The 26,978-nt window shown below is 60.3% G+C and carries 26 protein-coding genes, 2 tRNA genes and 1 pseudogene; 8 read left to right on the forward strand and 21 right to left on the reverse strand.

Annotated elements, in window-relative coordinates:
* Nucleotides 1-491: 491 nt before the first annotated feature.
* From VQ575_RS01675 to VQ575_RS01705, 7 genes are all read right to left on the reverse strand, one after another.
* Complete coding sequence (locus VQ575_RS01675; RefSeq protein WP_325918945.1) at nt 492-1,820, reverse strand: tyrosine-type recombinase/integrase; 1,329 nt, start codon at nt 1,818-1,820, stop codon at nt 492-494.
* Between the two features lie 164 nt (nt 1,821-1,984).
* Nucleotides 1,985-2,060 (reverse strand) — tRNA-Thr (locus tag VQ575_RS01680).
* A gap of 397 nt (nt 2,061-2,457) precedes the next feature.
* Nucleotides 2,458-3,711 carry a methyltransferase gene (locus VQ575_RS01685; protein ID WP_325918947.1) on the reverse strand — a complete coding sequence of 418 codons (1,254 nt, stop codon included), beginning with the start codon at nt 3,709-3,711 and terminating at the stop codon, nt 2,458-2,460.
* Entirely contained in the window at nt 3,692-4,381 is a 690-nt protein-coding gene (locus VQ575_RS01690; RefSeq protein ID WP_039592683.1) for an ABC transporter permease, read from the reverse strand. Before VQ575_RS01690 ends, VQ575_RS01685 begins: the two co-directional genes overlap by 20 nt.
* Nucleotides 4,378-5,073, reverse strand: coding sequence for an ABC transporter permease (locus VQ575_RS01695; protein ID WP_039592684.1), 696 nt, complete (start codon nt 5,071-5,073; stop codon nt 4,378-4,380). Before VQ575_RS01695 ends, VQ575_RS01690 begins: the two co-directional genes overlap by 4 nt.
* A gap of 79 nt (nt 5,074-5,152) precedes the next feature.
* Entirely contained in the window at nt 5,153-5,905 is a 753-nt protein-coding gene (locus tag VQ575_RS01700; RefSeq protein ID WP_325918949.1) for an ABC transporter substrate-binding protein, read from the reverse strand.
* A 13-nt stretch (nt 5,906-5,918) separates the two neighbouring features.
* Nucleotides 5,919-6,692, reverse strand: a complete 774-nt coding sequence (locus VQ575_RS01705; protein ID WP_325918950.1) for an ABC transporter ATP-binding protein — start codon at nt 6,690-6,692, stop codon at nt 5,919-5,921.
* 376 nt (nt 6,693-7,068) lie between these two features.
* Between VQ575_RS01705 and VQ575_RS01710 the strand changes: the two genes are divergently transcribed.
* Nucleotides 7,069-7,509 carry a hypothetical protein gene (locus VQ575_RS01710; RefSeq protein WP_039592687.1) on the forward strand — a complete coding sequence of 147 codons (441 nt, stop codon included), beginning with the start codon at nt 7,069-7,071 and terminating at the stop codon, nt 7,507-7,509.
* A 9-nt stretch (nt 7,510-7,518) separates the two neighbouring features.
* Here VQ575_RS01710 and VQ575_RS01715 read toward each other — a convergent pair whose 3' ends face one another.
* The 11 genes and pseudogenes from VQ575_RS01715 to panM all read right to left on the reverse strand — a co-directional run bounded on the left by VQ575_RS01715 (nt 7,519) and on the right by panM (nt 17,348).
* Nucleotides 7,519-7,965, reverse strand: coding sequence for a hypothetical protein (locus VQ575_RS01715; RefSeq protein WP_039592688.1), 447 nt, complete (start codon nt 7,963-7,965; stop codon nt 7,519-7,521).
* 41 nt (nt 7,966-8,006) lie between these two features.
* Entirely contained in the window at nt 8,007-10,241 is a 2,235-nt protein-coding gene (locus VQ575_RS01720) for an ATP-binding protein (RefSeq protein ID WP_325918952.1), read from the reverse strand.
* Complete coding sequence (locus VQ575_RS01725) at nt 10,238-10,846, reverse strand: biliverdin-producing heme oxygenase (protein WP_325918954.1); 609 nt, start codon at nt 10,844-10,846, stop codon at nt 10,238-10,240. The genes VQ575_RS01720 and VQ575_RS01725 overlap by 4 nt, the downstream gene beginning before the upstream one ends.
* Nucleotides 10,847-10,897: 51 nt before the next feature.
* Nucleotides 10,898-11,995: a PDDEXK nuclease domain-containing protein gene (locus tag VQ575_RS01730; protein ID WP_325918956.1), complete on the reverse strand. Its 1,098-nt coding sequence runs from the start codon at nt 11,993-11,995 to the stop codon at nt 10,898-10,900.
* A gap of 201 nt (nt 11,996-12,196) precedes the next feature.
* Complete coding sequence (locus VQ575_RS01735; RefSeq protein ID WP_039592691.1) at nt 12,197-12,604, reverse strand: hypothetical protein; 408 nt, start codon at nt 12,602-12,604, stop codon at nt 12,197-12,199.
* Nucleotides 12,605-12,665: 61 nt separating this feature from the next.
* Nucleotides 12,666-12,996 (reverse strand): annotated as a pseudogene (locus VQ575_RS01740) (DHCW motif cupin fold protein).
* A 116-nt stretch (nt 12,997-13,112) separates the two neighbouring features.
* Nucleotides 13,113-13,188 (reverse strand) — tRNA-Phe (locus VQ575_RS01745).
* Nucleotides 13,189-13,290: 102 nt separating this feature from the next.
* A complete protein-coding gene (locus VQ575_RS01750) occupies nt 13,291-13,563 on the reverse strand; it encodes an oxidative damage protection protein (RefSeq protein WP_039592693.1) in 273 nt (90 codons plus the stop codon).
* Nucleotides 13,560-14,627, reverse strand: a complete 1,068-nt coding sequence (mutY, locus tag VQ575_RS01755) for an A/G-specific adenine glycosylase (RefSeq protein ID WP_325918960.1) — start codon at nt 14,625-14,627, stop codon at nt 13,560-13,562. The genes VQ575_RS01750 and mutY overlap by 4 nt, the downstream gene beginning before the upstream one ends.
* Nucleotides 14,624-16,840 (reverse strand): AsmA family protein, encoded by a 2,217-nt coding sequence (locus tag VQ575_RS01760; protein WP_325918962.1) that lies wholly within the window; start codon nt 16,838-16,840, stop codon nt 14,624-14,626. Before VQ575_RS01760 ends, mutY begins: the two co-directional genes overlap by 4 nt.
* Nucleotides 16,841-16,949: 109 nt before the next feature.
* The gene (gene panM / locus VQ575_RS01765; protein WP_045154872.1) at nt 16,950-17,348 is read right to left on the reverse strand and encodes an aspartate 1-decarboxylase autocleavage activator PanM; all 399 of its coding nucleotides are present in this window, start codon (nt 17,346-17,348) and stop codon (nt 16,950-16,952) included.
* 260 nt (nt 17,349-17,608) lie between these two features.
* Between panM and VQ575_RS01770 the strand changes: the two genes are divergently transcribed.
* The 7 genes from VQ575_RS01770 to VQ575_RS01800 all read left to right on the forward strand — a co-directional run bounded on the left by VQ575_RS01770 (nt 17,609) and on the right by VQ575_RS01800 (nt 23,342).
* Entirely contained in the window at nt 17,609-19,270 is a 1,662-nt protein-coding gene (locus VQ575_RS01770; protein ID WP_039592698.1) for an OFA family MFS transporter, read from the forward strand.
* A gap of 216 nt (nt 19,271-19,486) precedes the next feature.
* Nucleotides 19,487-20,080 (forward strand): imidazoleglycerol-phosphate dehydratase HisB, encoded by a 594-nt coding sequence (gene hisB / locus VQ575_RS01775; RefSeq protein ID WP_003186751.1) that lies wholly within the window; start codon nt 19,487-19,489, stop codon nt 20,078-20,080.
* Nucleotides 20,080-20,718, forward strand: a complete 639-nt coding sequence (gene hisH, locus VQ575_RS01780) for an imidazole glycerol phosphate synthase subunit HisH (protein ID WP_018606318.1) — start codon at nt 20,080-20,082, stop codon at nt 20,716-20,718. Before hisB ends, hisH begins: the two co-directional genes overlap by 1 nt.
* Nucleotides 20,718-20,972, forward strand: coding sequence for a DUF2164 domain-containing protein (locus VQ575_RS01785; protein ID WP_039592699.1), 255 nt, complete (start codon nt 20,718-20,720; stop codon nt 20,970-20,972). The genes hisH and VQ575_RS01785 overlap by 1 nt, the downstream gene beginning before the upstream one ends.
* 42 nt (nt 20,973-21,014) lie before the next feature.
* Nucleotides 21,015-21,752 carry a 1-(5-phosphoribosyl)-5-[(5-phosphoribosylamino)methylideneamino]imidazole-4-carboxamide isomerase gene (gene hisA / locus VQ575_RS01790; RefSeq protein ID WP_039592700.1) on the forward strand — a complete coding sequence of 246 codons (738 nt, stop codon included), beginning with the start codon at nt 21,015-21,017 and terminating at the stop codon, nt 21,750-21,752.
* Nucleotides 21,753-21,761: 9 nt separating this feature from the next.
* Nucleotides 21,762-22,532: an imidazole glycerol phosphate synthase subunit HisF gene (hisF, locus tag VQ575_RS01795; protein WP_003196830.1), complete on the forward strand. Its 771-nt coding sequence runs from the start codon at nt 21,762-21,764 to the stop codon at nt 22,530-22,532.
* A gap of 63 nt (nt 22,533-22,595) precedes the next feature.
* Complete coding sequence (locus VQ575_RS01800) at nt 22,596-23,342, forward strand: substrate-binding periplasmic protein (RefSeq protein ID WP_039592701.1); 747 nt, start codon at nt 22,596-22,598, stop codon at nt 23,340-23,342.
* 36 nt (nt 23,343-23,378) lie between these two features.
* Here VQ575_RS01800 and VQ575_RS01805 read toward each other — a convergent pair whose 3' ends face one another.
* From VQ575_RS01805 to VQ575_RS01815, 3 genes are read right to left on the reverse strand one after another with little or no spacing between them, the layout of a single operon-like run.
* Nucleotides 23,379-24,158 (reverse strand): divergent polysaccharide deacetylase family protein, encoded by a 780-nt coding sequence (locus VQ575_RS01805; protein WP_325918964.1) that lies wholly within the window; start codon nt 24,156-24,158, stop codon nt 23,379-23,381.
* 1 nt (nt 24,159) lies between these two features.
* Nucleotides 24,160-25,476 (reverse strand): S41 family peptidase, encoded by a 1,317-nt coding sequence (locus VQ575_RS01810; RefSeq protein ID WP_325918965.1) that lies wholly within the window; start codon nt 25,474-25,476, stop codon nt 24,160-24,162.
* Nucleotides 25,477-25,508: 32 nt separating this feature from the next.
* The gene (locus tag VQ575_RS01815; RefSeq protein WP_039592704.1) at nt 25,509-26,801 is read right to left on the reverse strand and encodes a murein hydrolase activator EnvC family protein; all 1,293 of its coding nucleotides are present in this window, start codon (nt 26,799-26,801) and stop codon (nt 25,509-25,511) included.
* Between the last annotated feature and the right edge of the window lie 177 nt (nt 26,802-26,978).

The following is a 26,978-nucleotide window of genomic DNA, read 5'->3' on the forward strand; positions in this document are numbered from 1 at the left end:
CAGCAGTGGTACGAGCGCCCGTCTCTTTCCGGGAGAAAGAGACGGGCGCAGGTTGGCGCAGTGAAATGGCCAAGCGGAAAGGTTGCTGCAGGGCAACTGGGTAGGGGGATGTATTTGCCGCGATGGCAACGATCTGAAGTAGGCATCCATCACTCGGTGAGTGACCGTGCGAGCCGCCGGACGCTAATCGCACTTTGGGAGAACCACCACGGTGTGGCGTAGCCTTAAAGGTTCTGGCTACCTGGGTTGCTGTCAACGACAGCGCTTTGCCCGATCTTTTCTACGCCTGTGGATAATTTGGGTCAAGGCTCGAATTTTCGGGAATTCTGCGGCTGTGGATGAAATTATCCACCGGTGGAAATCTATGGTTTTCCACAGACAATTCGCGTGGGCTTTAGATTTTTTAAATGAGGTCCATCCAAGCAGGGCGGCTTTGCAGCCCCGCTTGGATGGACCCGAGTGGAAGGGCGGATAACGGTGATCTCACAGGCTTACCCACGTTTGGATGCGCCACGGCTATTTTGTAGGGCGGTGATGTTGTCGCCGACGGGGTGAGCGAACTCGTGAGGCGTTACATGCCCAGGGCGGTTGGCGTCGATGTAGTTGCTCCACCACGCCATGATCAGCCGCCGCTGCTCCAGAAATTCCGCTTTGTGGATATACGCGGCGCGCACGCGGTTGCGTTCCTTGTGGCTCATTTGTCTTTCGATGGCTGCGTCGGTCCATAACCCGGACTCCAGCAGGGCGCTACAGGCCATGGTCCTGAAACCGTGGCCGCACACGTCCTTGCTGGTGTCATAGCCGACGTTGCGGAGCATGGTATTCACCGTGTTCTCGGACATGGGCTTCCAGTACTTGTGGTCGCCCGGTAGCACTAACTCTGAAAAGCGACTGAGGCTGCGCAGGCGCTCCAGTATTTCGATGACCTGCGGCGATAGCGGAACCATTTGAATGTCGCCGTTCATCTTGGTCCCACGTGTGGAGTTGCGTACCCCTTCAATCGGTGCGCGCGTGTCGGGGATTTCCCACATGGCACGTTGGAAATCGAACTCACTCCATCGTGCGAAGCGCAGTTCGCTGGAGCGGACGAATACGTGCAGCGTCAACAGGACGGCAAGGCGCGTCAGCTCGCGACCGTTGTAGTTGTCGATACGGTGCAGCAGTTCGGGTAGGCGGTTGAGAGAGAGGGCCGGGCGATGGGCTGTGCGCGGCGCGTGAATCGAGCCTGCCAGATCCAGTGCAGGATTCATGGTGATCTGCCGAGCCCTTTTGGCCCCGCGCATGATGGTGGATAAGTAGTTCTGTACCCGTAACGCCACATCCGTGGTGCCGCGTTCCTTGATGCGCTGGGTGATCTCTAGCAGGTCATGGGTATCGAGTTCAGCGATGGGTCGTTGGCCGATCAGCGGGAAGACGTGGGTACGCAGTCGGCTCATCACGGTTTTTGTGTGTCCTTCGGTCCAGCGACGGGACATGTCGGCGTGCCACTCCAGAGCAACGGTTTCGAAAAGCAGTGCCGCCCGCTGGGCTACGATCTTGGCCTTCTTCTTTTCTTCCATAGGGTCGAGGTTGTCGAGCAGCAACGCCTTGGCTTCGTCTCGCTTACGTCGTGCGACGGAAAGGGTAACGATGGGGTAATTGCCGATGATGAGCGTGCCTTCCTTGCCGCTGGGCTTGGTGTACTTCAAGCGCCAGGTCTTCACGCCATTGGGTTTGACGAAAAGGTACATGCCTCCGCCGTCGAACAGTTTGTAGGCGCGTTCGCGGGGCTTGGCGGTGCGGCATTGCAGGTCGCTGAGGGGGATCGCTAGACGTGGCATAGGGGTACGCGCTCCTGACCGGAAAATCGCAGTACCCCTAACATACCCTCGGGGAAAGGGGATTTTGTTGGATCCCGACAGAGGGTCCTGGAACGAAAAAACCCGCCAAAGGGCGGGTTTTCGGTGCTTCCAGAGCATTCGGTGGAATGCAATGGAGCCTAATGTGGTGCCGGCACCAGGAGTCGAACCCGGGACCTACTGATTACAAGTCAGTTGCTCTACCAACTGAGCTATACCGGCGTGTGGGCGACGATTATAGCGATTGGGAAGGTTCTGTAAACCCCTGAATTCTGACTATTTTTAGACGGGCAGCAGTTCCGGTGGATGGGGCGCGGTTGGGCGGGGCGTGAGGGGCTTGGCGGCGGGCGGTTGCTTTACTCATGCGGGGCAAGCCAAAGCGCCTGTCGGGCGGGGCGAAAATGCTGCCGGACCCAACGTTTATGCTGGTTTGCTCAGCTGCTTATGCACAATCGATAGGACGTTGCGAGTGATATCTTTCGGTTTTGTGACAATTTCCCGGTTTGCTCGCAAGCTGCTGTTTTCATGGTTTTTTATCCATGTGAACAAAAAATGACCAGCTAAGTTTCAACCCGAAAATCACGGTTTTCTTGGATCCAGGTTTATTTCATCAACAGAGTTATCCACAGGCTGTTTCGCCTTGGCGATGCTCTGCCAGCAACAGCAGGTTGCGCGGCGTCAGGAGGGTTTCGCAGAAGGTGCCGAGGCGGACGTCGTAGCCTTTTTGGCTGAGGAAAAGTGCCCGGTCCAGCACCAGCCAAAGCTCCAGTGGTCGGCGGAAAAGGCCTCGCACCAATTCCAGGTTTCGCACCTCGGCCAGGCGCTGCTGGCCTGCTGCTTCCAGGGCGGCCCAATCAGGTGTGCCGACTGTGGATAAGCCTTTCAGGGCTGCCAGATCGGTACAGTACTGGGCGAAAGATTTTTCCAGCCAGGCGCTGGGCAATGAGGGGGTGGCCAGGTAGTCGTCGCACCCTCTGATTTGTCGCTGCAGCAGGTCGAAGCCCAGGCGCCATGCCATGGATTGGTCCCGTTGCCTTCTTACGCGGGCGCCAGCGGTGACGGTCTCGGTCTGCGGCAGGCTGAGATCGTCGAGCGACAGTTGTAGGCCGGAGCCTTTGGCGGCGTCGGACAGCGCTTGATAACGCTCGCTGTTGATGCGGTTGTAGCAGCACGGCGCGATCGCCAGTTGTTCACAGCCAGCGGCGCTGGCCAGGTGCATCAGGCGCACGTGCAAGTCGCCGCAGGCGTGCAGGGCCACGGGGGTGTGTTCCGGATGCAGCGCCTGGTTCGCGTCCGCCGCCAGTACGTCTTGTTGCAGGTGCGTGGCGGGCAGGTGGTGGTGTTGGCTCAGCAACTGGCCGCTGGCGACCAAGGCAGGATCGTATTCCAGGCAGGTCAGTTGCTGCTCATCGTGCAGCAAGCGTCGACCGAGGTGGCCTTTGCCGGCGCACCAATCGAGCCAGTGGGTCGGTGCGGTGGAGAAGCGCAGGCGGCTGGCGAAGGCTTCGATCTGCTGCCATTTGCGCCCGGGTACGTCGACGTTGAGGCGGTGGCTTGATGCTTCGAGCGCATTGGCCGGCAATTCTGCGACCGCGCCGAGGGTGCGGGAGATAGCGGCCAATTCTGGAAACGGCGCTGGCGCATCCTCCATTAACCATGGCTGGTGATGGTCGTTTTCCGCAGTCTCAAGCGAACGCTGGCGTAGCCATTGGGCCAATTCCGGGTGGGACGTTTCCCAGGGCATCTGCAAATGGATGAAGGGACGCGGTTTCCACAATGCCTGATGCGTTGTGAGAAAAACGTCCAGTGCCGTGAAACGGGCGAGCAATGCCTCGCCCGTCAGGACGCGGCTGTCAGCGTCCCTGGCAGGCATCAACGCGCAACCAGCGTTCCAGCTGCTTGAAGCCTTGCACCAGAACGAACGACATCAGCAGATAGAACATGCCGGCCGCGAAGAAAATCTCCACAGGCATATAGGTCCTGGCGATGATGGTGCGGGCCATGCCGGTAAGTTCCAGCAAGGTCACGGTACTCGCCAGGGCGCTGGCCTTGAGCATCAGGATTACTTCGTTGCTGTAGGCCGGCAGGCCGATGCGCGCGGCGCGGGGCAGCATGATGTAGAACAGCGCCTTGGGCCGCGACATGCCCAAGGCCCGTGCGGCTTCGATTTCGCCACGAGGGATGGCCTGGATCGCGCCGCGCAGGATCTCGGCGATGTAAGCGGCTGTGTGCAGGGTCATGGTGGCCGTGGCGCACCAGAATGGGTCCCGCAAATACGGCCACAACGCGCTGCTGCGCACGGCGTCGAATTGTGCCAGGCCGTAATAGACAAGGAACAACTGGACCAGCAGCGGCGTGCCACGGAAAAAGAAGATGTAGGCGTAGGGCAATGCCCGCACCTGCCACAGGCGCGATGAGCGGGCGATGCCCAGCGGAATCGCCAGCAGTAGCCCTGCGATCACGGCGATAGCCACCAACTCCAGGGTCAATGTGGCGCCCTGGGCCAGCTTCGGCAGCCACTTGATGATGACGTCCCAGTTCATTGGGTGCTCCTGGCAAAGCCGCGGGCGGCGCGTTTTTCCAGCAGGTGCATGCCGAGCATGGCGAGCACTGTCAGGCCCAGGTACATAAGTGCGGCGACCATATAGAACGTGAACGGTTGCTTGGAGATGGTCACGCCGATTTGCGCGTGACGCATGATTTCTTCCAGGCCGATCACCGAAACCAGCGCGGTATCCTTCATGAGGATCATGAACAGGTTGCCCAGGCCGGGCAGGGCGATGCGCCACATCTGCGGCAGGATCAACCGGGTAAAGATTCGCCATTTCGACAAGCCCAAAGCTACGCCGGCTTCACGGTGCCCCTTGGGTATCGCCAGGATCGCACCGCGAAACACTTCCGTAGCGTAGGCGCCAAAGCACAGGCCGAGGGCGATGACACCGGCGGCGAAGGCGTTGAGGGCAAGGTCGGGATTGCCGAAATACTCACCCAAGGCACGCATCAGGTTGACGGTGCCGAAGTAGATCAACAGCACCCAGAGCAATTCCGGAATGCCGCGGACCAGTGTCGAATAGGTGCCGCCAAGCCATTGCAGCGGCTTGTACGGGGAGGTCTTGGCAAGGGCGCCGAGCAGGCCGAGCACTAGCCCCAGGCAAAGGGCCGACAGGGCCAACTTGACCGTCATCAGCGCGCCGGCGGCAAGCGCCGGGCCGAATCCATATAGGTCGATCATCATGGGTATTTGTTCATATCGCGGCAGGCTTGGCTAAGGACCGGCGCCGCGCAGGAGCGGGCGCCAGCCAGGCACGTCAGTATCAATAGATGCTGAACGGGAAGTACTTGTCGTTGATTTTTTTATAGGTGCCGTCGGCAATGATTTCCTTGAGCGCGGCGTTCAGCTTGTTGCGCAGCTCGTTGTCACCCTTGCGCAGCGCAATGGCGATTTTGTCGCTTTCCACCATCGGGTCGCCTTTGAATTCGTAAGCACGGCCAGCATCGGTTTTCAGCCAGTCGTAGTTCACGTACTTGTCCGCCAGGATCGCGTCGACGCGGCCGGAGGTCAGGTCCAGGTAGGCGTTATCCTGGGTGTCGTAGAGCTTGGCGGTGATGTTGCTACCCATTTCATCTTCCAGCCAGGTACCGGCGAGGGTGGCGCGTTGTGCCCCGATGACCTTGCCGTTGAGTGAGGCTTTATCGGTTTTGAAGTCGACATTTTTTGGTGCGATGAATTGCAGTTTGTTGGAGTAGTACGGGTCGGTGAAGTCCACGGCCGCCTTGCGTTCCTCGGTGATCGACAACGAGGAGATCAGGAAGTCGAACTTCTTGGCGTTCAAGGCTGGGATGATACCGTCCCAGTCGGAGGTGACCACTTCGCACTCGACTTTCATCTTGGCGCACAGAGCATCGCCAATATCCTTATCGAAGCCGACCACGTTGCCGCTGGCATCTTTGTTGTTGAACGGCGGATAGGCCGCTTCGATGCCCATTTTCAGTTTTTCCGCCATGGCGCTGGCCGAGAAGACCAGGCTGGCCGCTGCGGCCAGGAGGAATTTCTTGTAGGTCTGCATGTGTACTGCTCCGTTAGCGGTTGCTGGACATGAATTGTTTGCAGCGCGCCGAAAGCGGGTTCTCGAAGACCTGCTGTGGCGATCCATGTTCCTCGACCAGGCCTTGATGAAGGAACACGACTTCGCTGGAAACCTGACGGGCGAAGCCCATTTCATGGGTGACCAGCAGCATGGTGCGTCCTTCTTCGGCCAGGGCGCGGATCACATTAAGTACTTCCTGGACCATTTCCGGGTCAAGGGCGGAGGTGGGTTCGTCGAACAGAATCACCTTGGGCTGCATCGCCAGTGTGCGGGCGATGGCGGCACGTTGCTGCTGGCCGCCGGACAGTTCGGCCGGGTAGGCGTGGCGCTTGTCGGCGATGCCGACCTTGGCCAGCAAGGCTTCGGCGCCTTCGACGGCTTCGGCCTTGCTCTGGCCCAGCACCCGGCGCGGGGCTTCGATGATGTTGTCGAGCACGCTCATGTGGGGCCAGAGATTAAAGTTCTGAAATACAAAACCGATCTCGCTGCGCATGCGGTTGATCTGTTTGCCGTCGGCGGCCACCAGTTCACCGTTTTTCGCGGCCTTGAGCTTGAGTTCTTCGCCGGCCACCAGAATCTGGCCCTGGTTGGGATTTTCCAGCAGGTTGATGCAGCGCAAAAACGTGGACTTGCCGGAACCGGAGGAGCCCAGGATCGAGATCACGTCGCCGTCGCGAGCGGTCAGCGAGACGCCTTTGAGCACCTCCAGCTTTCCGTAGCGTTTATGCAAGTTGCGGATTTCAAGCGCGGGCGTGGCCTGGGCCATGTGCGGTCCTCATGATATGTGCTCCCTTGCTGTTGGCAGCCTTCCTGGCGAGGCGGCCAAGCTAGCATGCGTCCGAATGACAGCCAACAGCGCTTCGGACGGTAGGCCAATGATGTGCATCAGGTTGTCGCATCGACACAGCAGACTGTCGCGCTATCAACAACCGAACGGCTGTTTTAACCATGCACACCGGCAAAATGCCTGGGAGTCGCTAAAAAAAGGCGCGATGGTGCCAGCTTTGGGCGGGGGTGGGAAGGGTTAATCGGATGAGCGTTGTCTATTCCGACTGGCGTTCGGCTCAACTCCCAATTGGTCTAAACGGCGAGGCTCATGTAGTGCTCAAACGAGATGGCACTCATTTCAGGAGTTTGTTGCCATGAAGTCGCTAGCTTCCACTATCGTCTTGATGGGGACGCTGCTGTTCCCCATCGTCGTCAACGCCACCAACCTCACGCCCATCGACAACTCGGGCGTGCAGGTCCAACCCATGCAGCAGAACGGTATCACCTATCTGTCCGGAGGCATCGGCGAGGACGAAGCCCGGGCCATCGAGCAGGCCCAGGGCTATAACCTGCACATGACGTTTGCGATCGGCCCCGAGAACAAATACGTCCCGGATGTGGACGTGACCGTGCAGAACGCATCGGGGCAAACATTGCTGACGCTCAGCGATGCAGGCCCGTTGGTGTATGTACAGCTACCGCCGGGCAAGTACGGCGTGGTGGCGACGCGTAACGGCGTGGAGCGTCGCGACACCGCCAACGTGGCCGGCGGAGCCGCGCGAAAGCTGGTGTTCCACTGGAACAGTAGCGAGTAGCCGGGGAGCTTACTCGCTGGCGGGCTCTTCCATGGATTGACGATAACGGTCCAGCGCCTCGCTGAAATCCTTGATGAACTCCGGCGTGCTGAGCCAGCGCTGGGCGGTTTCGCGATCCATGTCATCGGCCCACATGCGATAGTCCACCAGCATATCCGCGGCCAGGTTGGTCGCGGCCATGCTCTCGTTTTCGGCGTTTTTCAGGTCCAGCAGGGCCGGGCGCTCGATGATCATCTCGCTGACATTGCTCAGCAGCGTGTCAAGCATTTGGCTGCGGCTGACCGCCTCGGCTTCGCGCAGCTTGGCAAACAGTTCCAGTACGTAGACTGGTGGCTGGGCGGTGGCGTGGGCCGGATCGCCGTACATCGGGATGGATTTGCGTCCCGTCATGCGGATTTGCTTGGCTTTGTCTTTGGCGCGCTTGGCGCGTTTCTGCTGTTTGTTCAGTGAGGCCATTGGGCTTCGGTTTCCAATTCGTTAGGGGGCGGTGCCCCGGCTCAATCGATTTTCGGCACGGTAAAGCGAAATTCGCTGCCTTTGCCTGGCTGGCTTTCGGCCTGCAGTTTACCGCCATGAGCCTGGACAATCCCCTGGGAAATATAAAGCCCGAGTCCGGTGCCGTTCGGGTTGCCCTCCTTGGTGGTCCAGTAGCGGTCAAACACATGGGGCAATTGTTCGGGTGCGATACCTTCTCCCGTGTCGCGGACGCTGAACACTATCTCATCGCCTACCGACATTGCGCTGATGCCTACACTGCCTCGCTGCGGCGTGAATTTGATGGCGTTGCCGATCAGGTTGGACAGCACTTGGAACAGCCGCTCCGGGTCCGCGTTGATCTTGAGATTGGGTTCGGCATGGAAAGAGATGTCGATGGCCTTGGCAGAGGCCAGCGGCGTCAACAGCGAGCAGGCATCTTCGAAGATCTGGGTGACGTCCATCGGCTTGGGGTGGATGGTGTAGCGGCCGGCGTCGATGCGCGAGGTGTCGAGCAGGTCTTCCAGCAGCGAATTCATGCGACTGGCGGCTTGCTGCATGGTGTCGATGGCCGAGGAAATTCGCTTCGAGCTGTGAGACCCGTCGGAGCTGAAGGAATTTTGCATCATCCCGCAAAGCATGGATATGACGGTCATCGGGTTGCGCAGGTCATGGGATACCACTGCCACCAGCTCATCCCGGGCCTGCACTGCCTGCCGCTCCTTGCGAACCTGACGTGCCAAGTCGGTTTCCAGGGCCGAGCGACGCAGGTCATTGGCGGCGAACAGGTCACCATGGCTCCATTGGGTGCTGATGCCGTCCATCTCGACTTTCCAGATTTCGAACGATGTCCGCGGACGCAAGCGCAAACCGGTCTCGCTTTGTTCCAGGTCGAGGGGCTTTTGCGGGTCACCGCTCCAATTGATGGTTTGTTTCACCTCGGGGCGGAACCACAGCACGCCGTTTTCCACGGGCTTGGGCAGGTGAATCGCCAGCACTCCGCTTGCAACGTCCCGATAAGCCTTGGCCGGCTCGAAGACACCGCTCAGGTTATGGTGGGAGAAGACCGGTTGGCCGGTTTCCATTATCCATTTGTGCAATTCACGGATCTGCTCTGGTTCCGGACACTGGCCGTGGCGATACAGCTTGTTGTCCTCGATGATCGCGACGCCATTGGCCCCGGTGAGATTCATCAGGCACTGGGGCGCGAGGGACAGGCCTTCGAAAACGTTTTCGCTGGATTGCGCCATGACAGTGGCAAGCGCCTGGAGCCCTTCGAGCTTGGCATCCCGTTGTCCCGCCAGCTCAATGGCTTCCATCGCGCTGATCTGCAGCGACAGGATCTGGCCGATCGTCTGGCAGGCCATGCGCATCTCGTGTGGAACATGAAGCGGCTGGCGATTGCCGCAGCTGATCAGTCCCCATAATTGCTCGCCCTTCATCAGCGAGATGCTCATGGATGACAGCACGCCCATGTTCTTCATGTATTGGCGGTGGATCGGCGAGACGCTGCGCAGCGTGGAGAAGCTCAGGTCCAGCGGTGCCTGCGTGTCGGGACGCAGCTCGGGTACCAGTGGGACCGGGGTGTAGTCGGCGTTGGGGATGATGCGCAACCAATTGGTGCGATACAGCTCGCGGGCCTGCTCAGGGATGTCCGACGCTGGGAAAAACAAACCCTTGTAGAGCTCCATCGAAGGTGCGCTGGCCTCGGCGATGACTTGTCCGTGGCCGCCTACCTCGAAACGATAGATCAACACACGGTCGTAGCCGGTCATGGCCTGGATTTCGCGCACGCTGATTTCGTACAGGGCCTGAAGGGACTTGGCGCTTTGCAGGCGCTGCAACATGCGGCCCAGGTTGGCCTCGCCGCTGACTCCCTCGGGACGGAAGTCGGCCAGGTGCTGTTCCAGTTCGACAATCAAGGCGCCCTGGTGGCGGTGGATCAGGGCGTCGAAGCGCTGCTGGTTCACTACGATGTCGAGGGGAACGTTGTCTCTTTCAGCGTCGCTGCGGAAAGCTTCCAGAAGGCTCGCGGCCTGTTCTTGCCCGAACAGAACATCCAGGGGCTGGCCAAGAAGTCCTTGGGCGGGCTGACCGATCAATTCTTGTGCATTCGCGCTGACCTGGCGGATCAAGAAATCGGGCTCGGACAGCATCAGCAATACGCCGTGAGGCTGGATGGCCCCGGGGAAGCGAATCGGTTCGTCTGCGCAATTGGCCAGCAGTTGTTCGAAGGCTTCTTGGTCTTCCGGTTTCATAACAGGACCTCCTGACTGTCCAGCCAGCGTTCAAAACAGATAAATGTCGCCCTGGCGGCGCGTGTGGCTTCGAGCATCTGCTCGTCGCCAAGGTTCCGATCGCCTAGATACTGAAGAAAATCCTTCCAGCGCCGGCCGGTGAGTTCTCCATAGACGTCGAGGAAGGCGGCGCCGCTGGATGCATCGAGGCCTAACTGTTCGGCCACCCTGCGTCGCAGGATCTGTCCACCCAATGTTGCCCCTTCGAGCACATAGGAAACACCGAGGGCGGCGGCCGGTGAATCGATCTGCGGCAAACGCTGGCAGGCGGGCAGCGCTTCAATCGCCGTTTCGTCCAGGCCCAACGCCATGAGATCCATGCGTAGTACCGGCAGCTTGATGCGCAGGGACTGGTCCAGTCCGGTCGGAGCGAGCGCGAGGACTTGGAATTGGCGTTCCAGTGGCTGATAAAAACCGTGGTAGGCCGCTATCAAGCGCCGGTACAGGTCAATATCCAGTTGCTCGGAAAAAAACGGCAGGCGTTTCTCCAAGGCAACGTGCAGTTCAGCGGTTTCAGTCCGCAAGGCCTGGATCAGGGAGGACGGAGGGGCGGACGGTGCAGACATGCAGAATGAAGCTCTTCAAGTGGAGCGTTGCAGAAAAAAAGCGCATCAATCTTACACAGGTTTATTGGGTGGGCGATCGTCAATTGCGGGCTTTATTGTTCCGGTAGCGCGGTCGGGTTGTCGTTCCTCCAGTCGCGCCCGTTCGCAATCCAGCGCCCTGCGCAGTTCTTCTTCGGAGGGCAGCACCAGTTGGTACTGGCTGGCGAATAGCTGTTCATTGCCCTGTAGCACCGAATAACGCACAACCGACTCGTCCTTCTGGGCGCAAAGGATGATGCCAACGGTGGGTTTGTCGTCGGGGCCGCGCTTGAGGTCATCGTAGAGGCGCACGTACATATCCATCTGCCCGATATCCTGATGGCTCAGTTCGCCACGCTTGAGGTCGACGATGACAAAGCACTTGAGCACGTAGTTGTAGAAGACCAGGTCGAGATAGAAGTCCTTGCTTTCGGTACTGATGCGCTGTTGACGCGCAATGAAGGCGAAGCCTTTGCCGAGTTCCAACAGAAAGCCCTGTAGCTGATCGATCAAGGCCTGTTCCAGATCGCTCTCCTGCAGCATGCCGGCATTGGGCAATCCGAGGAACTCCAGGACCACCGGGTCCCTGACGATGTCCCGTGGGCCGAAATCGAGTTTTCCTATGTTGGTTGCTGCTTCCTGCTCCACCGCGGACCGATCGCGGCTTGCTAGAAGGCGTTCGTAATAGAACGTGCCAATCTGGCGTTCCAGGGCACGGGTCGACCAGTTTTGAGCGGCGGTTTCGTTCATGTACCACTGGCGTGCGTTTTTATTCTCGACGCGAAGCAGCATCCGATAATGGGTCCAGCTCAATTCGTGACGCAGTGCGTCACAGATTGGAAACGCCTGATAAAAGAGTCGCATGTAGCGCAGGTTCGAAGCATCAAACCCTTTCCCAAACCGCGCCGTCAGCACCTTCGCCAAAGACGGCAGCAGCCTTGCCCCGTAGGCCGCTCGTTCGGCGCCCTCTTGCTCGAACTCGATGATATGTCGACCAATCTGCCAACAGGTTTGCACCTGAAGCGTATCGACCGCGCGCAGGACTTTCTGGCGAGCCTGGCGGATCAGCTCGCCAAGTTCGTCGATCAGGGGAGCGAGCTGTGGATCATCCTGGGTAGGTGTCGGTGTCATTGGAGTGTCCAGCCGTTGAGAGGGGGCGGACCAGGAGGATGCTCTAAAAGAAATTGGGTGGATGCCGGACGCAGCTGATTGTGCGGGAGGAAAAATAGCGGGTTTATGCAGGACGGGTATGACGCCGTCCCATGTAGTTGGAACCTAGCCTGTAGGAGGGATCCTCGCCGGGCGTAATCCACCTCGGGCTCTGTCGTGACGTCAGGCTTGGCCTTGGGCCAGTGCCTGGGAGGCGGCCACATAATCGGCTTGGAATTGCTTGCTTTCCACCCAGTCCAGCGCGGTCTGCTCATCGACGCCAGTGGTCAGGCGACGGTACTCGATCAAGGCGGTAATGATGAAGTCGGTGGCTTCGTCCTCACCTTCCTGTTCTAGCACCAATTCCAGCAATGGGTGCGCCAGGAAGACCGTGCACATGGCCTGCTGGCTGATTTTCTCGGCAGCGCTCATCAGTTGGAACATCTCCGACAAGTCTACGGTTTCCAAGTCGATGCGCTCGTCGTTCGGGTCCAGGAAATCGTTTGGCGCAGCAGCACGTTGAATGCGGTTCTTCTTGGCTTTCGCCTTGGCGCGCTGGTTGCGTTTCTGCTGTTTGTTCGCCGATGACATGGTCGGATTCCTGATGAATAAGGCGATCTATCCTACAGCTTCAACGCGAACGCTTCGAATCTCAATCGACTATGAAAAGCGTGGCCCCCCGATGAAGTGAAAGAGCGATGGGGCTCGGCCTGGTCCGCCACCTGGTAGCTCATGCCTGGCTTGAGCAAAAATTGCCGGCCATCTTCGAGCTCGGTATTGAGCTCGCCCTTGAGGCAAAAGAGGACGTGACCTTTGGTGCACCAATGGTCGGCCAGATAACCCGCCGTGTATTCCACCATCCGTACCCGGATGTTCCCGAACTGTTGCGTGCGCCAATAGGCGGTCCCGGTGACGCCTTTGTGTTCGGTGGGCTCGATGGTTGACCAATCGGTGGTGCCGAAGGGGATGCCGGTGATGTCCATGTCGACTCGCTTGCTGGAGGGGAGCGGACGAATGTAGCTGAGTCGATAAGGCGGCGGAAGAAAATCCGGGCAATAAAAAAACCCCGATCAATTTCTTGATCGGGGTTTTCGGTATTTGGTGCCCAGAGACGGAATCGAACCGCCGACACGGGGATTTTCAATCCCCTGCTCTACCGACTGAGCTATCTGGGCAACGGGGCGCATTAAACGGGTTTTTCAGGGGGGCGTCAAGCACGTTATCAAAAAATATTTAATTATTACCGTCGCTTACGATCCGCCCCCGCATTTAACAGCTTATTCGGACGGTGGTACGTAGCCTTCGGCCTTGGCGTATTCTTCGCCAGAAAAGAACTTCTCCATCTCGCCTTGGAGGTATTTACGATCCTCGGCGTTCATCATGTTCAGGCGTTTTTCATTGATCAGCAGGGTCTGGTGTTTCTGCCAGTCGCCCCAAGCCTTGGCCGAGACGTTGTCGTAGATGTCCTGGCCCTTTGCGCCCGGGAACGGAGCTCGCTCCAGGCCTTCGAGTTCTTCTTTGTACTTGCGGCACATGATGGTGCGGGTCATTGCAACTCTCCTGCGTTCATTACGGCGGCCGCGCGTTCGAGCAAGGTTTTGACCGGGGCGGCAAGGCCCAGGCGCGGCGGGGTGGCGAGGTTATACCAGAGCCAGTCGGCCTCGGCCACGTGATGACCGGTTTCCCGGACCCGGACCAGCCAGGGTTCGATCGCCAACTGGAAGTGGCTGAAAGTGTGCACCAGGCCAGGCATTGCCTGCTGGCTGCCCAGTTCCAGCGCGTGTTGCAAGGCCAAATGTTGCAGATCGCCGAGGTCGTCGAGTTCCGGCAGGCTCCACAGACCGCCCCACAGCCCGGTGGAAGGGCGACGGTAAAGCAGGATCGCGCCCTCGCGGTTGGCCAGCATTGGCATCAAGGTGCGCTTTTTCGGCACTTCCTTGCGCGGCTTGGGAATCGGGTAGCGGGTTTCCAGGCCCAGCATGTGCGCCTCGCAGCCTTGCTTAAGCGGACAGAGCATACAACTGGGTTTGCTGCGGGTGCAGAGCGTGGCGCCCAGGTCCATCATCGCCTGGGTGTAGGCGTTGACGCGGTCTTGCGGTGTGAAGCGCTCGGCGGCGGCCCATAGTTGTTTCGCAACCTTGGGTTCGCCTGGGTAGCCCTCCTGGGCGGTGAAGCGCGCCAGTACTCGCTTGACGTTGCCATCGAAGATCGGCGCCCGCAGGCCCATGCTGATGCTGGCGATGGCACCTGCGGTCGACAGGCCAATCCCAGGCAGTCCGGTGAGTTTTTCCACGTCCCGGGGAAACTCGCCGCCGTACTGCTCGACGACGATTTTCGCGGTTTTCTGCAGATTGCGCGCACGGGTGTAGTAGCCCAAGCCCGTCCACAGGTGCAGCACTTCATCCTCCGGCGCGGCGGCCAGGGCTTGGACGGTGGGCAGCGAGGCCATGAAACGGTCGAAGTAATTGAGCACGGTGCTGACCTGGGTCTGCTGCAACATGATTTCCGAGACCCACACCCGATACGGCGTGATGCCCTGTTGCCAGGGCAAATCATGGCGCCCGTGACGATCGAACCAGTCCAGTACGGCGGTGGAAAACTGCTCGGATGTCATCGCTTGAACAACCCCTTGAGCGCATCTTTGAGCTCGGGGCTGACCTTGTCACCCAGCTTCTCATCGATCTTGTCGCCGAGACGGTCGCCGGCCAGTTTCGCCGCGACCTTGCCCAGCCCGTCGTTGTCCAGGCGGCAGGCTTTAGCGCCTAGTTCCAGTGGGCCGCGGCAGCGCAATGGCCACTCGACATCGACGTAGCGCTCGTTGACCTGGCAGGCGGGGTCGGGCATGTCGCTCTTGTCGCCCTCGACGATGACACCGACGCGGTAGTCCATGCCCAGCACGCGCAGGTCGATATCGCCGTTGCCGTTGACGGTCATGCCGGGAATGCGCACTTTCAGGTCCGGGTTGCTGGCAACGCCGTTGTTGAAGGTGAGATTGCCGTTGAGCTGCTGGAAAGGCGTGTCCTTGCCCCGGGGTTCGCCACTGAGGGACTTGCGATTGAGGGTCGCGATGCCTTTGCACAGTTGCTGTTCGAGGTTGGCATTGAGCAATACGCCGTCGTTGATGACGAACCCGGCGGTACCGTTGAGGCTGTCGATCAGGGCTTTCTGGCTGTTGCCGTTGGCCGTGATCGCGCTATTGAGCGTGACCAGGCCCTTGACTGGCGGGTTCTTGCCCTGGCCCTCGATGATTTTCTCGACCGGGACCCGATTGATGCGGGTCTGCAGGCTCAACTGCGGCGTAGGCTGGCGCACATCCAGGGTGCCCTTGGTTTCGAAATTGCCGCTGTACAAATCGCCCCGCAGATTCTCCAGGGTCAACAGGCCACCCAGGCCGGTGGCCTTGAGCGCAGCGTTCTGGATCGGCAGTTTTTCGAGGGTCAGTTGCCCGAAGGTCAGGTCGGCATCGAGGTCCAGCTTGCCCAGGCGCTCCACCGGAAATAGCCGATCATTGCTCCAAGCTCCTTGGGTTGGAGCGCTCGGCAGCGGCGTGCTGCCGGCACCGGCCATGGCGCTGGCCTCGGTGTTGCTGACTTCGGCCTCGCGGGCCGCCTTGGAACTGTCGGCTTCGGCGGATTTTGGCGGCAGGTAGCGGTCGACGTTGAAAGTGTCGGCCTTGAGCTGCACGCGCAGGGCCTGTTTGGCAAAGTCTTCCACGGCGATACGACCGCTGAAGTGGCTGTCATCAACCTTCAGGTTGATGTCGTTGAGTTCGACGCTGCTCGGCGTGCCGGTAATGCGGCTGGCCAGTTCGACCTTGCTCAGGCTGCCTTCAGCCATGGCCGGCAATTGCTGGCCGACACTGTCGACAAATTTCGCCAGGTCGAATTGGGCGATCGAAATGCCGCCGTTCAATTGCGGTGTCTTGTCGAGGTCGTTGACCTTCAACTCGCCCAACGCACGCAGCTGGTTCAGGGAAAGCTTGATGCCGGTCCATTCGGCGACGTTCGCTGCCTTGTCCAGGAGGAGTTGCCCTTGGGCCGCGAAACTCACGGTCTTGCCCTGCAAAGGGTCGCCGGTGGCTTCGCCGGAGAGCTTCAAGTCTTCGAACCGATAGCGCTGTAAAGCGCGTTCGAAGCGCAGTTCGCCAGTGACTTCGGTACGCACGCGGACGGCCGGCTGGTTGCTGGACAGGAACGCTGTGAGAGTGACCGGAATGTTGGTCGCGTCATGGATCGGGCCGGTGCTCAACTGGATGCTTTCGGCGCTGAACTGCTTGCCGGTCTGCTCGTCGGTGTATTCCACCCGCGCGTTGTTCACGGTCAGGCTGTCGATGTCCAGCCGGGTTGGCTGGGCCGGCTTCTCGTTGGCAGGCGGGGTGGTTTGCTCGACGGGCGTCGGTGCTTCCCGGGTGGACGCTGAGGCAGGCGCCTTGCCGATGTCTTCCCAGTTGCCGTGGCCGTTCTTGTCACGGTTGAGGCGCAGGTTCAAGCCCTCGACCCGGACATCGCTCATCTGCACTTCGCGGCGCAGCAGTGGCATCACCCGGACAGACAGCCCGAGCATCTGCAGGTCGGCGAAAGGTTGGGTCGGGTTGGCCAGGGTGGCGACACTGGCTTCGTGCAATTCCAGACCCAGCCATGGAAACAGGCTCCAGCCGATGTCCCCATTGAGTGTCAGCTCAATGTGGGCTTTGTCGCGGGCTATCTGGCGGATCTCTTCTTTATAGTCGTTGGGATCGAAGAGGTGGGTCAGGGCAAAGCCCAGGGCCACAATGATCAGCAACAGCCCGAGAAGTACCAGACCCAGGATTTTGCCGAACGCTTTCATGGGCGAATCCTTGTAGGTTGAGTTCAAATTTTGCCTGGGAGTATAACGTCCCGGGTTGGTGGAGCGTTGGGTGATCTGTCCTGAGGCAGATCCCCTCGCCACAGGTGTGCTAGTCGACATCCAGCGGCAGTTTCAACTTCGCCGCCAATGCCTGGGCTTCCAGATGCCCGGCAGGTGCCCGAAGTCGAAGCTCGGCATTTTCCTGCAGCGCCATCCTCCGGGCTTCGCTCACCAGTCGTTCCGCCACGCCCCGGCGACGAGTGACGTTTCGTACGCATAGGTGGGACAAGCGCCAGACGTCCTGGTGCCGTTGCAGCCTTGCTGCGCCGAGCAGGCGATCATTGAAGCGTGCCGCGATCAACGAGCCCTCCTCGAGACATTTCCCAATGAGTTGCGTGGCATCGCTGAACGGCTCGAACAGCCAAGCCGGGGCGTCCTGGTAGATTTTCTGCAGATCCTGATCGTCCTGACGAATGGCTTCATTGAGTTGCTCGACAACGATGGGCATGGAAATTCCTGAAAAATAAACAAATTGCCCCCTACAGAAAGTGAGCAGAGGCGCGATAAGACGGATGACAGAAAAAAGGTGATAGCACTTTGGTTTTTCTGTCACGAGCAAATGGTAACCTTTGTCAGTTCGCCCGTCCTTCTGCGGCGTGATGTCGCACCAAAATGGAGCTTCACCACAGAATACAGCCATGCCTGCGTGCAAAAAGGCTGAGGGTGATGCGTGGCTGGCGAACCATTCCAATAACTGGGGGATACACAATGAGCACGAGCATTACGGCGGACGGCATCGCCGACCAGCCTGCGTTCCTCTCCAAGGAACGCATTATTGCCAAGCCCGGCTTCAACCGCTGGCTGGTTCCACCGGCCGCGCTGGCCATTCACCTCTGCATCGGCATGGCCTATGGCTTTTCGGTGTTCTGGCTACCACTGTCCAAGGCCTTGGGTATCTCCAAGCCTGTCGCCTGTGCGCCGGATATGAGCTTCATCTCGCAAGTCTTTTCGTCCCAATGTGACTGGCCGATCTCGATGCTCGGCTGGATCTACACGCTGTTCTTCATCTTCCTGGGTTGCTCGGCAGCCATCTGGGGTGGCTGGCTGGAACACGCCGGGCCACGCAAGGCCGGCGTTGTATCGGCCTTGTGCTGGTGCGGTGGCCTGCTGATTTCGGCGCTGGGTATCTATACCCACCAGATCTGGCTGATGTGGGTCGGCTCTGGGGTGATCGGTGGTATCGGCCTGGGCCTGGGCTACATCTCGCCAGTCTCGACGTTGATCAAGTGGTTCCCGGACAAGCGCGGCATGGCGACCGGCATGGCGATCATGGGCTTCGGTGGCGGTGCGATGGTGGGTGCTCCACTGGCCGCAGCGCTGATGAGCCACTTCGCTACGCCGACCGATGTAGGCGTTTGGCAGAGCTTCCTGGTGATGGCCGCGATCTACTTCGTGTTCATGATCGGTGGCGCCTTGTCTTACCGCGTCCCGCCAACCGGCTGGAAGCCCGAGGGCTGGACCCCGGCACCGAAGAAAGCCGCGAACGCGATGATTACCCATCGCCACGTTCACGTGAACGTTGCATGGAAGACCCCGCAGTTCCGCCTGGTATGGCTGGTGCTGTGCCTGAACGTATCCGCTGGTATCGGCATTCTCGGCATGGCTTCGCCACTGCTGCAGGAAGTGTTTGGCGGCAAGTTGCTCGGCAATGACCTGCCTTTCGGCCAGCTGGACGCCGTGCAACTGGGCCAGATCGCTGCCATCGCGGCCGGTTTCACCGGTCTGTTGAGCCTGTTCAACATTGGCGGCCGGTTCTTCTGGGCTTCGTTCTCGGATTACCTGGGTCGCAAAAACACCTATTTCGTGTTCTTCGCCCTGGGCTTTGCCCTGTACGCGCTGATCCCGAACCTGGGTCACCTGGGCAGCGTCGCGCTGTTCGTGGCGGCGTTCTGCATCATCCTGTCGATGTACGGCGGCGGTTTCGCTACCGTGCCGGCCTACCTGGCGGATCTGTTCGGTACCCAAATGGTTGGCGCAATCCACGGTCGTCTCCTGACTGCCTGGGCAGCGGCAGGCGTGCTGGGTCCGGTACTGGTGAACTACTTGCGTGAATATCAACTGAGCATCGGCGTTGAACGTGCCGCGGCCTATGACATCACCTTGTACATCCTTGCCGGCCTGCTGGTGCTGGGCTTCCTCTGCAACCTGATGGTCCGTCCGGTCGCCGACAAGTACTTCATGACCGACGCCGAACTGGCCGCCGAACAGGCGCTGGGCCATGACAAGGGCGCCGACAGCACCACTTCGCTGGAATGGAAAGCCGCACCGGGCACCAAGCCCCTGGCGATCGCCGCCTGGCTGGTGGTGGGCATTCCGTTGGCGTGGGGTGTGTGGGTAACCCTGCAGAAGACGGCGGTGTTGTTCCGCTAAGAGCATTGCCCTGGCCATCAGGCCGGGGCATATCTCATGTGGGAGCGGGTTCGCTCCCACAGTCATTCATGGGCATGGCACAGGCTTGTATGCACATGTCTATCACCGACAGCCCGGGTTTCAGCCCGTCAGTGATGTCACCTCTTTTGTTTCTGTTTGTCGCTCGCACCCCTATAATGGCTGCCTTTTTCGCCCAATGATTTTGCGGAGCTGGTGATGGCCGAACGTAAGGCATCTGTCGAGCGCGACACTCTGGAAACCCAGATCAAAGCCTCGATCAACCTGGATGGCACCGGAAAGGCCCGGTTTGATATCGGCGTGCCTTTTCTTGAGCACATGCTGGACCAGATCGCCCGTCACGGGCTGATCGACCTGGACATCGTCAGCAAGGGCGACCTGCATATCGACGATCATCACACGGTGGAAGACGTCGGTATTACCTTGGGGCAAGCTTTCACCAAAGCCATCGGCGACAAGAAGGGCATCCGTCGCTACGGCCATGCCTACGTGCCGCTCGATGAAGCGCTGTCGCGCGTGGTCATCGATTTCTCCGGCCGCCCTGGCCTGCAGATGCATGTGCCTTACACCCGTGCCACCGTCGGCGGCTTCGACGTTGACTTGTTCCAGGAATTTTTCCAGGGCTTCGTCAACCACGCCAACGTGACCCTGCACATCGACAACCTGCGCGGGCACAACACCCACCACCAGATCGAAACCGTGTTCAAGGCTTTCGGCCGCGCGCTGCGCATGGCCGTCGAACTCGATGACCGCATGGCCGGCCAGATGCCTTCCACCAAGGGCGTGCTGTAATGCAGACGGTCGCGGTTATCGACTACGGCATGGGCAACCTGCATTCGGTGGCCAAGGCCCTCGAGCATGTGGGGGCCGGCAAGGTGCTGATCACCAGCGATGCCGACGTGATTCGCGAAGCCGACCGGGTGGTGTTTCCCGGTGTTGGTGCGATTCGCGACTGCATGGCCGAGATTCGTCGCCTGGGCTTCGACAAGCTGGTGCACGAAGTCAGCCAGGACCGTCCGTTCCTCGGCATCTGCGTGGGCATGCAGGCATTGCTCGAGCGCAGCGAGGAGAACGACGGAGTCGATTGCATCTCCATGTTCCCCGGCCAGGTGAAATTCTTTGGCAAGGGCCTGCATGAAGACGGCGAGCACTTGAAGGTCCCGCACATGGGCTGGAACGAAGTGAAGCAGACGGTCGATCATCCGCTGTGGCACAACATTCCGGACCTGGCGCGCTTCTACTTCGTGCACAGCTACTACATCGCCGCCGGCAATGCGCGGCAGGTGGTGGGCAGCGGTCACTATGGCGTCGATTTCGCCGCGGCCCTGGCCGATGGTTCGCGCTTCGCCGTGCAGTTCCACCCGGAGAAGAGCCATACCCATGGCCTGCAACTGTTGCAGAACTTCGCCGCGTGGGACGGTCGCTGGTAATGGCCCGCAAGAAACCGCCGATCCTCACCCTCACGCCGGAACAGGAGAATGAGGCGAACCGCAAGATCCAGCGGTTCATGGAGGAACGTTTCGAGCTGGACCTGGGCTCGTTCGAAGCGGCGGAAATTCTTGACCTGTTTACCCGCGAAATTGCTCCGCATTATTACAACAGGGCGATTTTCGATGTGCAGACGCACCTTAAAGAAAGGTTCGAAAGCATTGAAAGCGACTTGTGGGCGCTCGAGAAAAATTGATTTTCGAGCCAAGCTGAATATTCGTATTTGAAGGTTTGCCAGATGCTGATTATCCCCGCTATCGATCTCAAGGACGGCGCTTGCGTACGTCTGCGCCAGGGCCGTATGGAAGACTCCACGGTGTTTTCCGATGACCCGGTGAGCATGGCCGCCAAGTGGGTGGAGGGCGGCTGCCGTCGCCTGCATCTGGTCGACCTGAACGGTGCCTTCGAAGGGCAGCCGGTCAATGGCGAAGTGGTCACGGCCATCGCCAAGCGCTATCCGAACCTGCCGATCCAGATCGGCGGCGGCATTCGTTCGCTGGAAACCATCGAGCACTACGTCAAGGCCGGCGTGAGTTACGTGATCATCGGCACCAAGGCCGTGAAACAGCCCGAGTTCGTCGCCGAAGCCTGCCGCGCCTTCCCGGGCAAGGTGATCGTCGGCCTCGACGCCAAGGACGGTTTTGTCGCCACCGACGGCTGGGCTGAAGTCAGCACCGTGCAGGTGATCGACCTGGCCAAGCGTTTCGAAGCCGACGGCGTGTCTGCCATCGTCTACACCGACATTGCCAAGGACGGCATGATGCAGGGCTGCAACGTGCCGTTCACCGCCGCCCTGGCTGCCGCCACCAAGATCCCGGTGATCGCCTCCGGCGGCATCCATAACCTGGGCGACATCAAGTCGCTGCTCGACGCCAAGGCGCCGGGCATCATCGGCGCAATCACGGGCCGTGCGATCTATGAAGGCACTCTCGATGTCGCTGAAGCGCAAGCTTTCTGCGATTCGTACAAAGGCTGAGGACTCACCATGGCGCTGGCCAAACGCATCATCCCTTGCCTGGACGTGGACAACGGCCGGGTGGTCAAGGGCGTCAAGTTCGAGAACATCCGTGACGCCGGCGACCCGGTGGAAATCGCTCGTCGCTACGACGAGCAGGGTGCCGACGAAATTACCTTCCTCGACATCACGGCCAGCGTCGATGGCCGCGACACCACGCTGCATACCGTCGAGCGCATGGCCAGCCAGGTGTTCATCCCACTGACAGTGGGCGGCGGCGTGCGCACCGTGCAAGACATCCGCAACCTGCTCAATGCCGGGGCGGACAAGGTTTCGATCAACACCGCAGCGGTGTTCAACCCGGAATTCGTCGGCGAAGCGGCCCAGCACTTCGGCTCGCAGTGCATCGTCGTGGCCATCGACGCGAAGAAGGTCTCCGGCCCGGGCGAAACCCCTCGCTGGGAAATCTTCACCCACGGTGGGCGCAAGCCCACGGGCCTGGACGCCGTCGAGTGGGCGAAGAAAATGGAAGGCCTGGGCGCCGGTGAAATCCTGCTGACCAGCATGGACCAGGATGGCATGAAAAACGGCTTTGACCTCGGTGTCACCCGCGCCATCAGCGATGCCCTGGGCATCCCGGTGATTGCATCCGGTGGCGTCGGCAACCTGCAGCATCTGGCCGATGGCATCCTCGAGGGCCATGCCAGTGCGGTGCTGGCGGCGAGCATCTTCCACTTCGGTGAATACACCGTGCCGGAAGCCAAGGCCTACATGGCGCATCGCGGTATCTGCATTCGCTGATCGCTGGACACCATGGCGAGCCCAAGGCACTCTTGGGCACACCATGGATTGCGGTAGCCCGACATGCTCAAACGCCTCGTTCTTGCCTTTGCCGGTGCCACGTTGTTGCTTGCGGGCACCGTCCGTGCCGCTGATACATCGCTGGTGTTGCTAACGGAAAATTTCCCCCCGTACAACATGGCCAAGAACGGCAAGAACTTCGCCCAGGACGAAAATATCCATGGCATTGCCGTGGACATCGTCCGCGAAATATTCAAGCGCGCCGATATCTCCTACAGCCTGACATTGCGTTTCCCTTGGGAGCGGATCTACAAACTCGCCCTGGAGAATCCGGGCTACGGCGTGTTCGTCATGGCGCGGCTGCCGGAGCGTGAAAAGCGCTTCAAATGGGTCGGCCCCATCGGTCCGGACGACTGGATCATGCTCGCCAAGGCCGACAGCAAGATCGCCCTCGACTCGCTGGAGCAGGCGCGCCAATACAGGATCGGTGCCTACAAAGGCGATGCGATTGCCGAGACGTTGGCCAAGCAAGGGCTGAAGCCGATGGTCGTGTTGCGCGATCAGGACAACGCCAGGAAGCTGGTCAATGGCCAGATCGATCTTTGGGCCACCGGCGATCCCGCCGGGCGTTACCTGGCGCGTCAGGAAGGGGTGGACGATCTCAAGACGGTGCTGCGATTCCACAGTGCCGAGCTGTACCTGGCCTTGAACAAGGACGTGCCTGACGACGTGGTTGCCCGGCTTCAAGCGGCGCTGGATGAACTGCGCAAGGAAGGTGCGGTGGATGCAATCATGGCGCGGTATCTGTAGGCATTCCACCCGACGATGGCGGCGACGCGGTCGCCGCTACCGATAAACCCCATCCTTTCCATGCCCGACCATCGCCCGATTGCTGCGCAGGCTGATCATCGACTTGATGTCGATCCATTCGATGCCCTGTGCCTTGAGCTTGGGTAGTTCGCGTTCGAGCACGGCCAGGGTCTGCGGGTAGGGGTGGCCGATCATCACGGCCGAGCCTTGCCGGCGAGCCAGGTCGATGGCGGTCTGGAGTTGCTGGGCGATGGCGGCTTCGGTGCGTTCGTCGTCCAGGAATACATCCCGCGAGACACTGGCGAGGCCGATCTTCTGCGCCTCGGCGGCGGCAACCGTCTTGGCGCTGGTGCGGCTGTCGACAAAAAACTTGTGTCGTTGTTGCAGGTTCGCCATCAACCACGCCATGGCCTGGGGTTGGGCGGTCATGCGACTGCCCATGTGGTTGTTGATCCCGCTGGTGTAGGGCACGGCGGCAAACGCGGCGTCCAGGCGTTTGCCCAATTCTTCGATGGGCAATTCCGGATGCCAGGCGAACGGCCCGGTGGCCGGGTCCATGGGCATGTGGAGCATGACCAGTTTGCCGGCGCGATGGGCTTCGCCAGCGAATTCGGCGGCATGGGGCGTGTCGGGCATGATCGCGGCGGTGACGGGGCCAGGGAGGGCCAGCACCCGGCGATCCCGAGGCAGGTTTTGCCCCAGGTCGTCGATGATCAGGCTCAGGTACGCCTTGCGCGGCGAGGAGGCGGTGGCGGAGGCCGCGTTAACGGCACCCGCCAACAGGCACAGCAGGATGAAAATCGAACGCAGGCCCATCTCAGCGGCCGGAGGTGATGTTCAATCCCTTGAGCAGGCTCAAGGCCTGGGCCAACTGATAATCGTCATCCTGCGGCATTGGCTTGGCCTTGGCACCGGAACCGGTCGGCTTGTCGGCGCCACCGTTGCCATTGCCCAAATGACCTTGCAGGTCGGCTTCCTTGAAGTACTCGCTGTCCGCCTCGCTGGTGATCTTGGCCTTGCGCACTTCGATGTCCGGGACGATGCCCTGGGCCTGGATGGAGCGGCCGTTAGGCGTGAAGTACAACGCGGTGGTGATTTTCAGGGCACGCTCGTTGTTCAGCGGCAACACGGTCTGCACCGAGCCTTTGCCGAAACTGGTGGTGCCCATGACCACGCCACGCTTCTGGTCTTGCAGGGCGCCGGCGACGATTTCCGAGGCCGAGGCGCTGCCGCCGTTGATCAGCACGACCAATGGCACGGCTTCGCTCAGGTCGTTGCCGGTGGCCGAGAAGCGCAGTTCGGAATTGGCGATGCGGCCCTTGGTGTAGACGATCAGGCCCTTGGTGATGAAGTGGTCCACCACTTCGACAGCCGATTGCAACACGCCGCCGGGGTTGTTGCGCAGGTCCAGCACCAGGCCGTTGAGTTTCTTGCCGTTGTCCTTGCGCAGCTTGGCCAAGGCCTTGGCGACTTCTTCGCCGGTCTTGACCTGGAACTGGGTGATGCGGATGTAGCCGTAGCCCGATTCCAGCAACTGGCTCTTCACGCTCTTGACCTGGATGACGGCCCGCGTGAGGGGCACGTCGAACGGCGTGCCGCCGTCGCGCACCAGGGTCAGGGTGATTTTTTCGCCGATCTTGCCGCGCATCTTGTCCACGGCTTCGGTCATGCTCTGGCCGCGGGTCGGCTGGCCATTGATCTTGACGATGAAGTCACCGGCCTGGATGCCGGCCTTGGAAGCGGGGGTGTCATCGATCGGCGAGACCACCTTGACGAAACCGTCCTCGCTGCCGACCTCGATGCCCAGGCCGCCGAACTCGCCGCTGGTGCTTTCCTGCAGCTCGGCAAAATCTTCAGGGCCCAGGTAGGCGGAATGTGGGTCGAGGTTGCTGAGCATGCCCTTGATGGCATTCTCCAGCAGCATCTTGTCGTCCACCGGTTCCACGTACGCGGCTTTGATCCGGTCCATGACTTCGGCAAAGGTGCGCAGTTCATCCAGCGGCAGCGGGGCCTTGGTGGTGGCTGCCGTAGCGGCCGTCGACGCAGGCGCGGGTTGCGCGGCGAAAGCCAGGGGCGCACCGATCACGAGGGCGATCGTCAGGGCCAGCGAGGTAAGGCGGGACAAATGCAGCATGTCGAACGAACTCCTTAATAGGATGGGCGCGCTTATCCTTGCGCACGACACCATTGGGCCGGGTCACTGGGGCGACCCTGCTGACGAATAGCGAAATACAGTGCTGGCGTATCCTGCCCGCCACTGTTGCCGACCGTGGAGATGGACTCGCCGGCCTTGACCACGTCACCCGCTGACTTGAGCAGCGTCTGGTTGTGGCCGTAAAGGCTCAGGTATCCGTTGCCGTGATCGAGGATCACCAGCAGGCCGGCGCCGCGCAGCCAATCGGCAAATACCACGCGCCCGCCATGTACGGCGTGCACTTGGCTACCGGCGGAGGCGCTGATCATGACGCCGTCCCACTTGGTGCGGGTGTCGTCGCCGCGGGTTTCGCCGAAGCGCGCAAGTAATCGACCATTGACCGGCCATGGAAGTTTGCCCCGGGCCGAACCAAAAGCACCGCCGAAGGTTTCGCCGTTGCTGGAAACCAGTGTGCCGGGGCTCGATTTTGCCGGTTTGCGCGGCGCGTCGCCGGCGTCCGCGTCGGCCTGGGCCTCACGCAAGCGCTTTTTTTCGGCTTCCTGCTGGGCGATCAGCGCTTTCTGGCGCGCTTCTTCCGCCTCCCGAGCCTGGCGAGCCAGGGTTTCCTCGATGGTCTTCAATACTTTGGCCAATTCGGCCTGGTCTTGCTCGCGGGCCTTGAGTTTGCTGTCGCGAGCCTTCACGTCGTCATTGAGCTTGGCCAGGGCCACCTGGCGCTCCTTGCGGACCTTCTCCAGTTCTTCGCGCTGGGTGTCGAGGCTGCTTTTCTGCACCAGCAACTGGGCTTGTTGCAATTCGATGTCTTTTTCGACATTGGCCAGTTGGCGCAGGGTCTCGTTGAAGCTCTTGAGCTGTTCCAGGCGTGCCTGGCTCAGGTAATCGTAATAAGTGAGGGTGCGGGCGAATTTCTCGGGGTTCTGCTGGTTGAGCAGCAGCTTGAGGTATTCCTGGCGACCGTTCTGGTAGGCCGCACGGGCCTGGATCGCGATCAGCTTTTGCTGTTCAGTGCGCGCGCTCTGGAGTTTTTTTTTCTCCCCATCGAGCCGCTGCAGCTCGGATTCGCTTTTCTTCAGCTCTTTCTGCAGGGCCTCGACCTGCTTCTCAAGCTTGCCCATCTCGGTCTCGGTGCCGCGCAGGTCTTTCTGCACGCTGGATTTCTCTTCCTGCAGCTTGCCCAGCAGTTTCTTCAGCTCGGCGATGTCCTGACGCGTGGCTTCCAACTGTTGTTGGGTTTGCGCGCGCTCGTCGGCGAAGGCCGGTTGAAGCAGGCAGGTCAGAGCAAGGGCTATCAGGACGCGGAGCATAGAGGCGGGCGGCACCAGGGTAAGGGACGGCCTAGTATGCCCGCCCCACGCTGCAAAAAAAACGCCCATTTGGGGCTGTGTGATAACTGGCCGAAAAAACCCCAAACCCTCTGTGGCAGCGAGCCTGCTCGCGAAGAGGCCATAACATCCAACAGTGAGGTTGACTGTCATACCGTT

Origin of the sequence: Pseudomonas frederiksbergensis, assembly GCF_035751725.1 — a bacterium.
Lineage (GTDB): Bacteria > Pseudomonadota > Gammaproteobacteria > Pseudomonadales > Pseudomonadaceae > Aquipseudomonas > Aquipseudomonas frederiksbergensis_A.

Bases quoted from the DNA above. Each gene is read 5' to 3' on its own strand.
- VQ575_RS01675 (WP_325918945.1), bottom strand. From the start codon at position 1,820: ATGCCACGTCTAGCGATCCCCCTCAGCGACCTGCAATGCCGCACCGCC.
- VQ575_RS01685 (WP_325918947.1), bottom strand. From the start codon at position 3,711: ATGCCTGCCAGGGACGCTGACAGCCGCGTCCTGACGGGCGAGGCATTG.
- VQ575_RS01690 (WP_039592683.1), bottom strand. From the start codon at position 4,381: ATGAACTGGGACGTCATCATCAAGTGGCTGCCGAAGCTGGCCCAGGGC.
- VQ575_RS01695 (WP_039592684.1), bottom strand. From the start codon at position 5,073: ATGATGATCGACCTATATGGATTCGGCCCGGCGCTTGCCGCCGGCGCG.
- VQ575_RS01700 (WP_325918949.1), bottom strand. From the start codon at position 5,905: ATGCAGACCTACAAGAAATTCCTCCTGGCCGCAGCGGCCAGCCTGGTC.
- VQ575_RS01705 (WP_325918950.1), bottom strand. From the start codon at position 6,692: ATGGCCCAGGCCACGCCCGCGCTTGAAATCCGCAACTTGCATAAACGC.
- VQ575_RS01710 (WP_039592687.1), top strand. From the start codon at position 7,069: ATGAAGTCGCTAGCTTCCACTATCGTCTTGATGGGGACGCTGCTGTTC.
- VQ575_RS01715 (WP_039592688.1), bottom strand. From the start codon at position 7,965: ATGGCCTCACTGAACAAACAGCAGAAACGCGCCAAGCGCGCCAAAGAC.
- VQ575_RS01720 (WP_325918952.1), bottom strand. From the start codon at position 10,241: ATGAAACCGGAAGACCAAGAAGCCTTCGAACAACTGCTGGCCAATTGC.
- VQ575_RS01725 (WP_325918954.1), bottom strand. From the start codon at position 10,846: ATGTCTGCACCGTCCGCCCCTCCGTCCTCCCTGATCCAGGCCTTGCGG.
- VQ575_RS01730 (WP_325918956.1), bottom strand. From the start codon at position 11,995: ATGACACCGACACCTACCCAGGATGATCCACAGCTCGCTCCCCTGATC.
- VQ575_RS01735 (WP_039592691.1), bottom strand. From the start codon at position 12,604: ATGTCATCGGCGAACAAACAGCAGAAACGCAACCAGCGCGCCAAGGCG.
- VQ575_RS01750 (WP_039592693.1), bottom strand. From the start codon at position 13,563: ATGACCCGCACCATCATGTGCCGCAAGTACAAAGAAGAACTCGAAGGC.
- mutY (WP_325918960.1), bottom strand. From the start codon at position 14,627: ATGACATCCGAGCAGTTTTCCACCGCCGTACTGGACTGGTTCGATCGT.
- VQ575_RS01760 (WP_325918962.1), bottom strand. From the start codon at position 16,840: ATGAAAGCGTTCGGCAAAATCCTGGGTCTGGTACTTCTCGGGCTGTTG.
- panM (WP_045154872.1), bottom strand. From the start codon at position 17,348: ATGCCCATCGTTGTCGAGCAACTCAATGAAGCCATTCGTCAGGACGAT.
- VQ575_RS01770 (WP_039592698.1), top strand. From the start codon at position 17,609: ATGAGCACGAGCATTACGGCGGACGGCATCGCCGACCAGCCTGCGTTC.
- hisB (WP_003186751.1), top strand. From the start codon at position 19,487: ATGGCCGAACGTAAGGCATCTGTCGAGCGCGACACTCTGGAAACCCAG.
- hisH (WP_018606318.1), top strand. From the start codon at position 20,080: ATGCAGACGGTCGCGGTTATCGACTACGGCATGGGCAACCTGCATTCG.
- VQ575_RS01785 (WP_039592699.1), top strand. From the start codon at position 20,718: ATGGCCCGCAAGAAACCGCCGATCCTCACCCTCACGCCGGAACAGGAG.
- hisA (WP_039592700.1), top strand. From the start codon at position 21,015: ATGCTGATTATCCCCGCTATCGATCTCAAGGACGGCGCTTGCGTACGT.
- hisF (WP_003196830.1), top strand. From the start codon at position 21,762: ATGGCGCTGGCCAAACGCATCATCCCTTGCCTGGACGTGGACAACGGC.
- VQ575_RS01800 (WP_039592701.1), top strand. From the start codon at position 22,596: ATGCTCAAACGCCTCGTTCTTGCCTTTGCCGGTGCCACGTTGTTGCTT.
- VQ575_RS01805 (WP_325918964.1), bottom strand. From the start codon at position 24,158: ATGGGCCTGCGTTCGATTTTCATCCTGCTGTGCCTGTTGGCGGGTGCC.
- VQ575_RS01810 (WP_325918965.1), bottom strand. From the start codon at position 25,476: ATGCTGCATTTGTCCCGCCTTACCTCGCTGGCCCTGACGATCGCCCTC.
- VQ575_RS01815 (WP_039592704.1), bottom strand. From the start codon at position 26,801: ATGCTCCGCGTCCTGATAGCCCTTGCTCTGACCTGCCTGCTTCAACCG.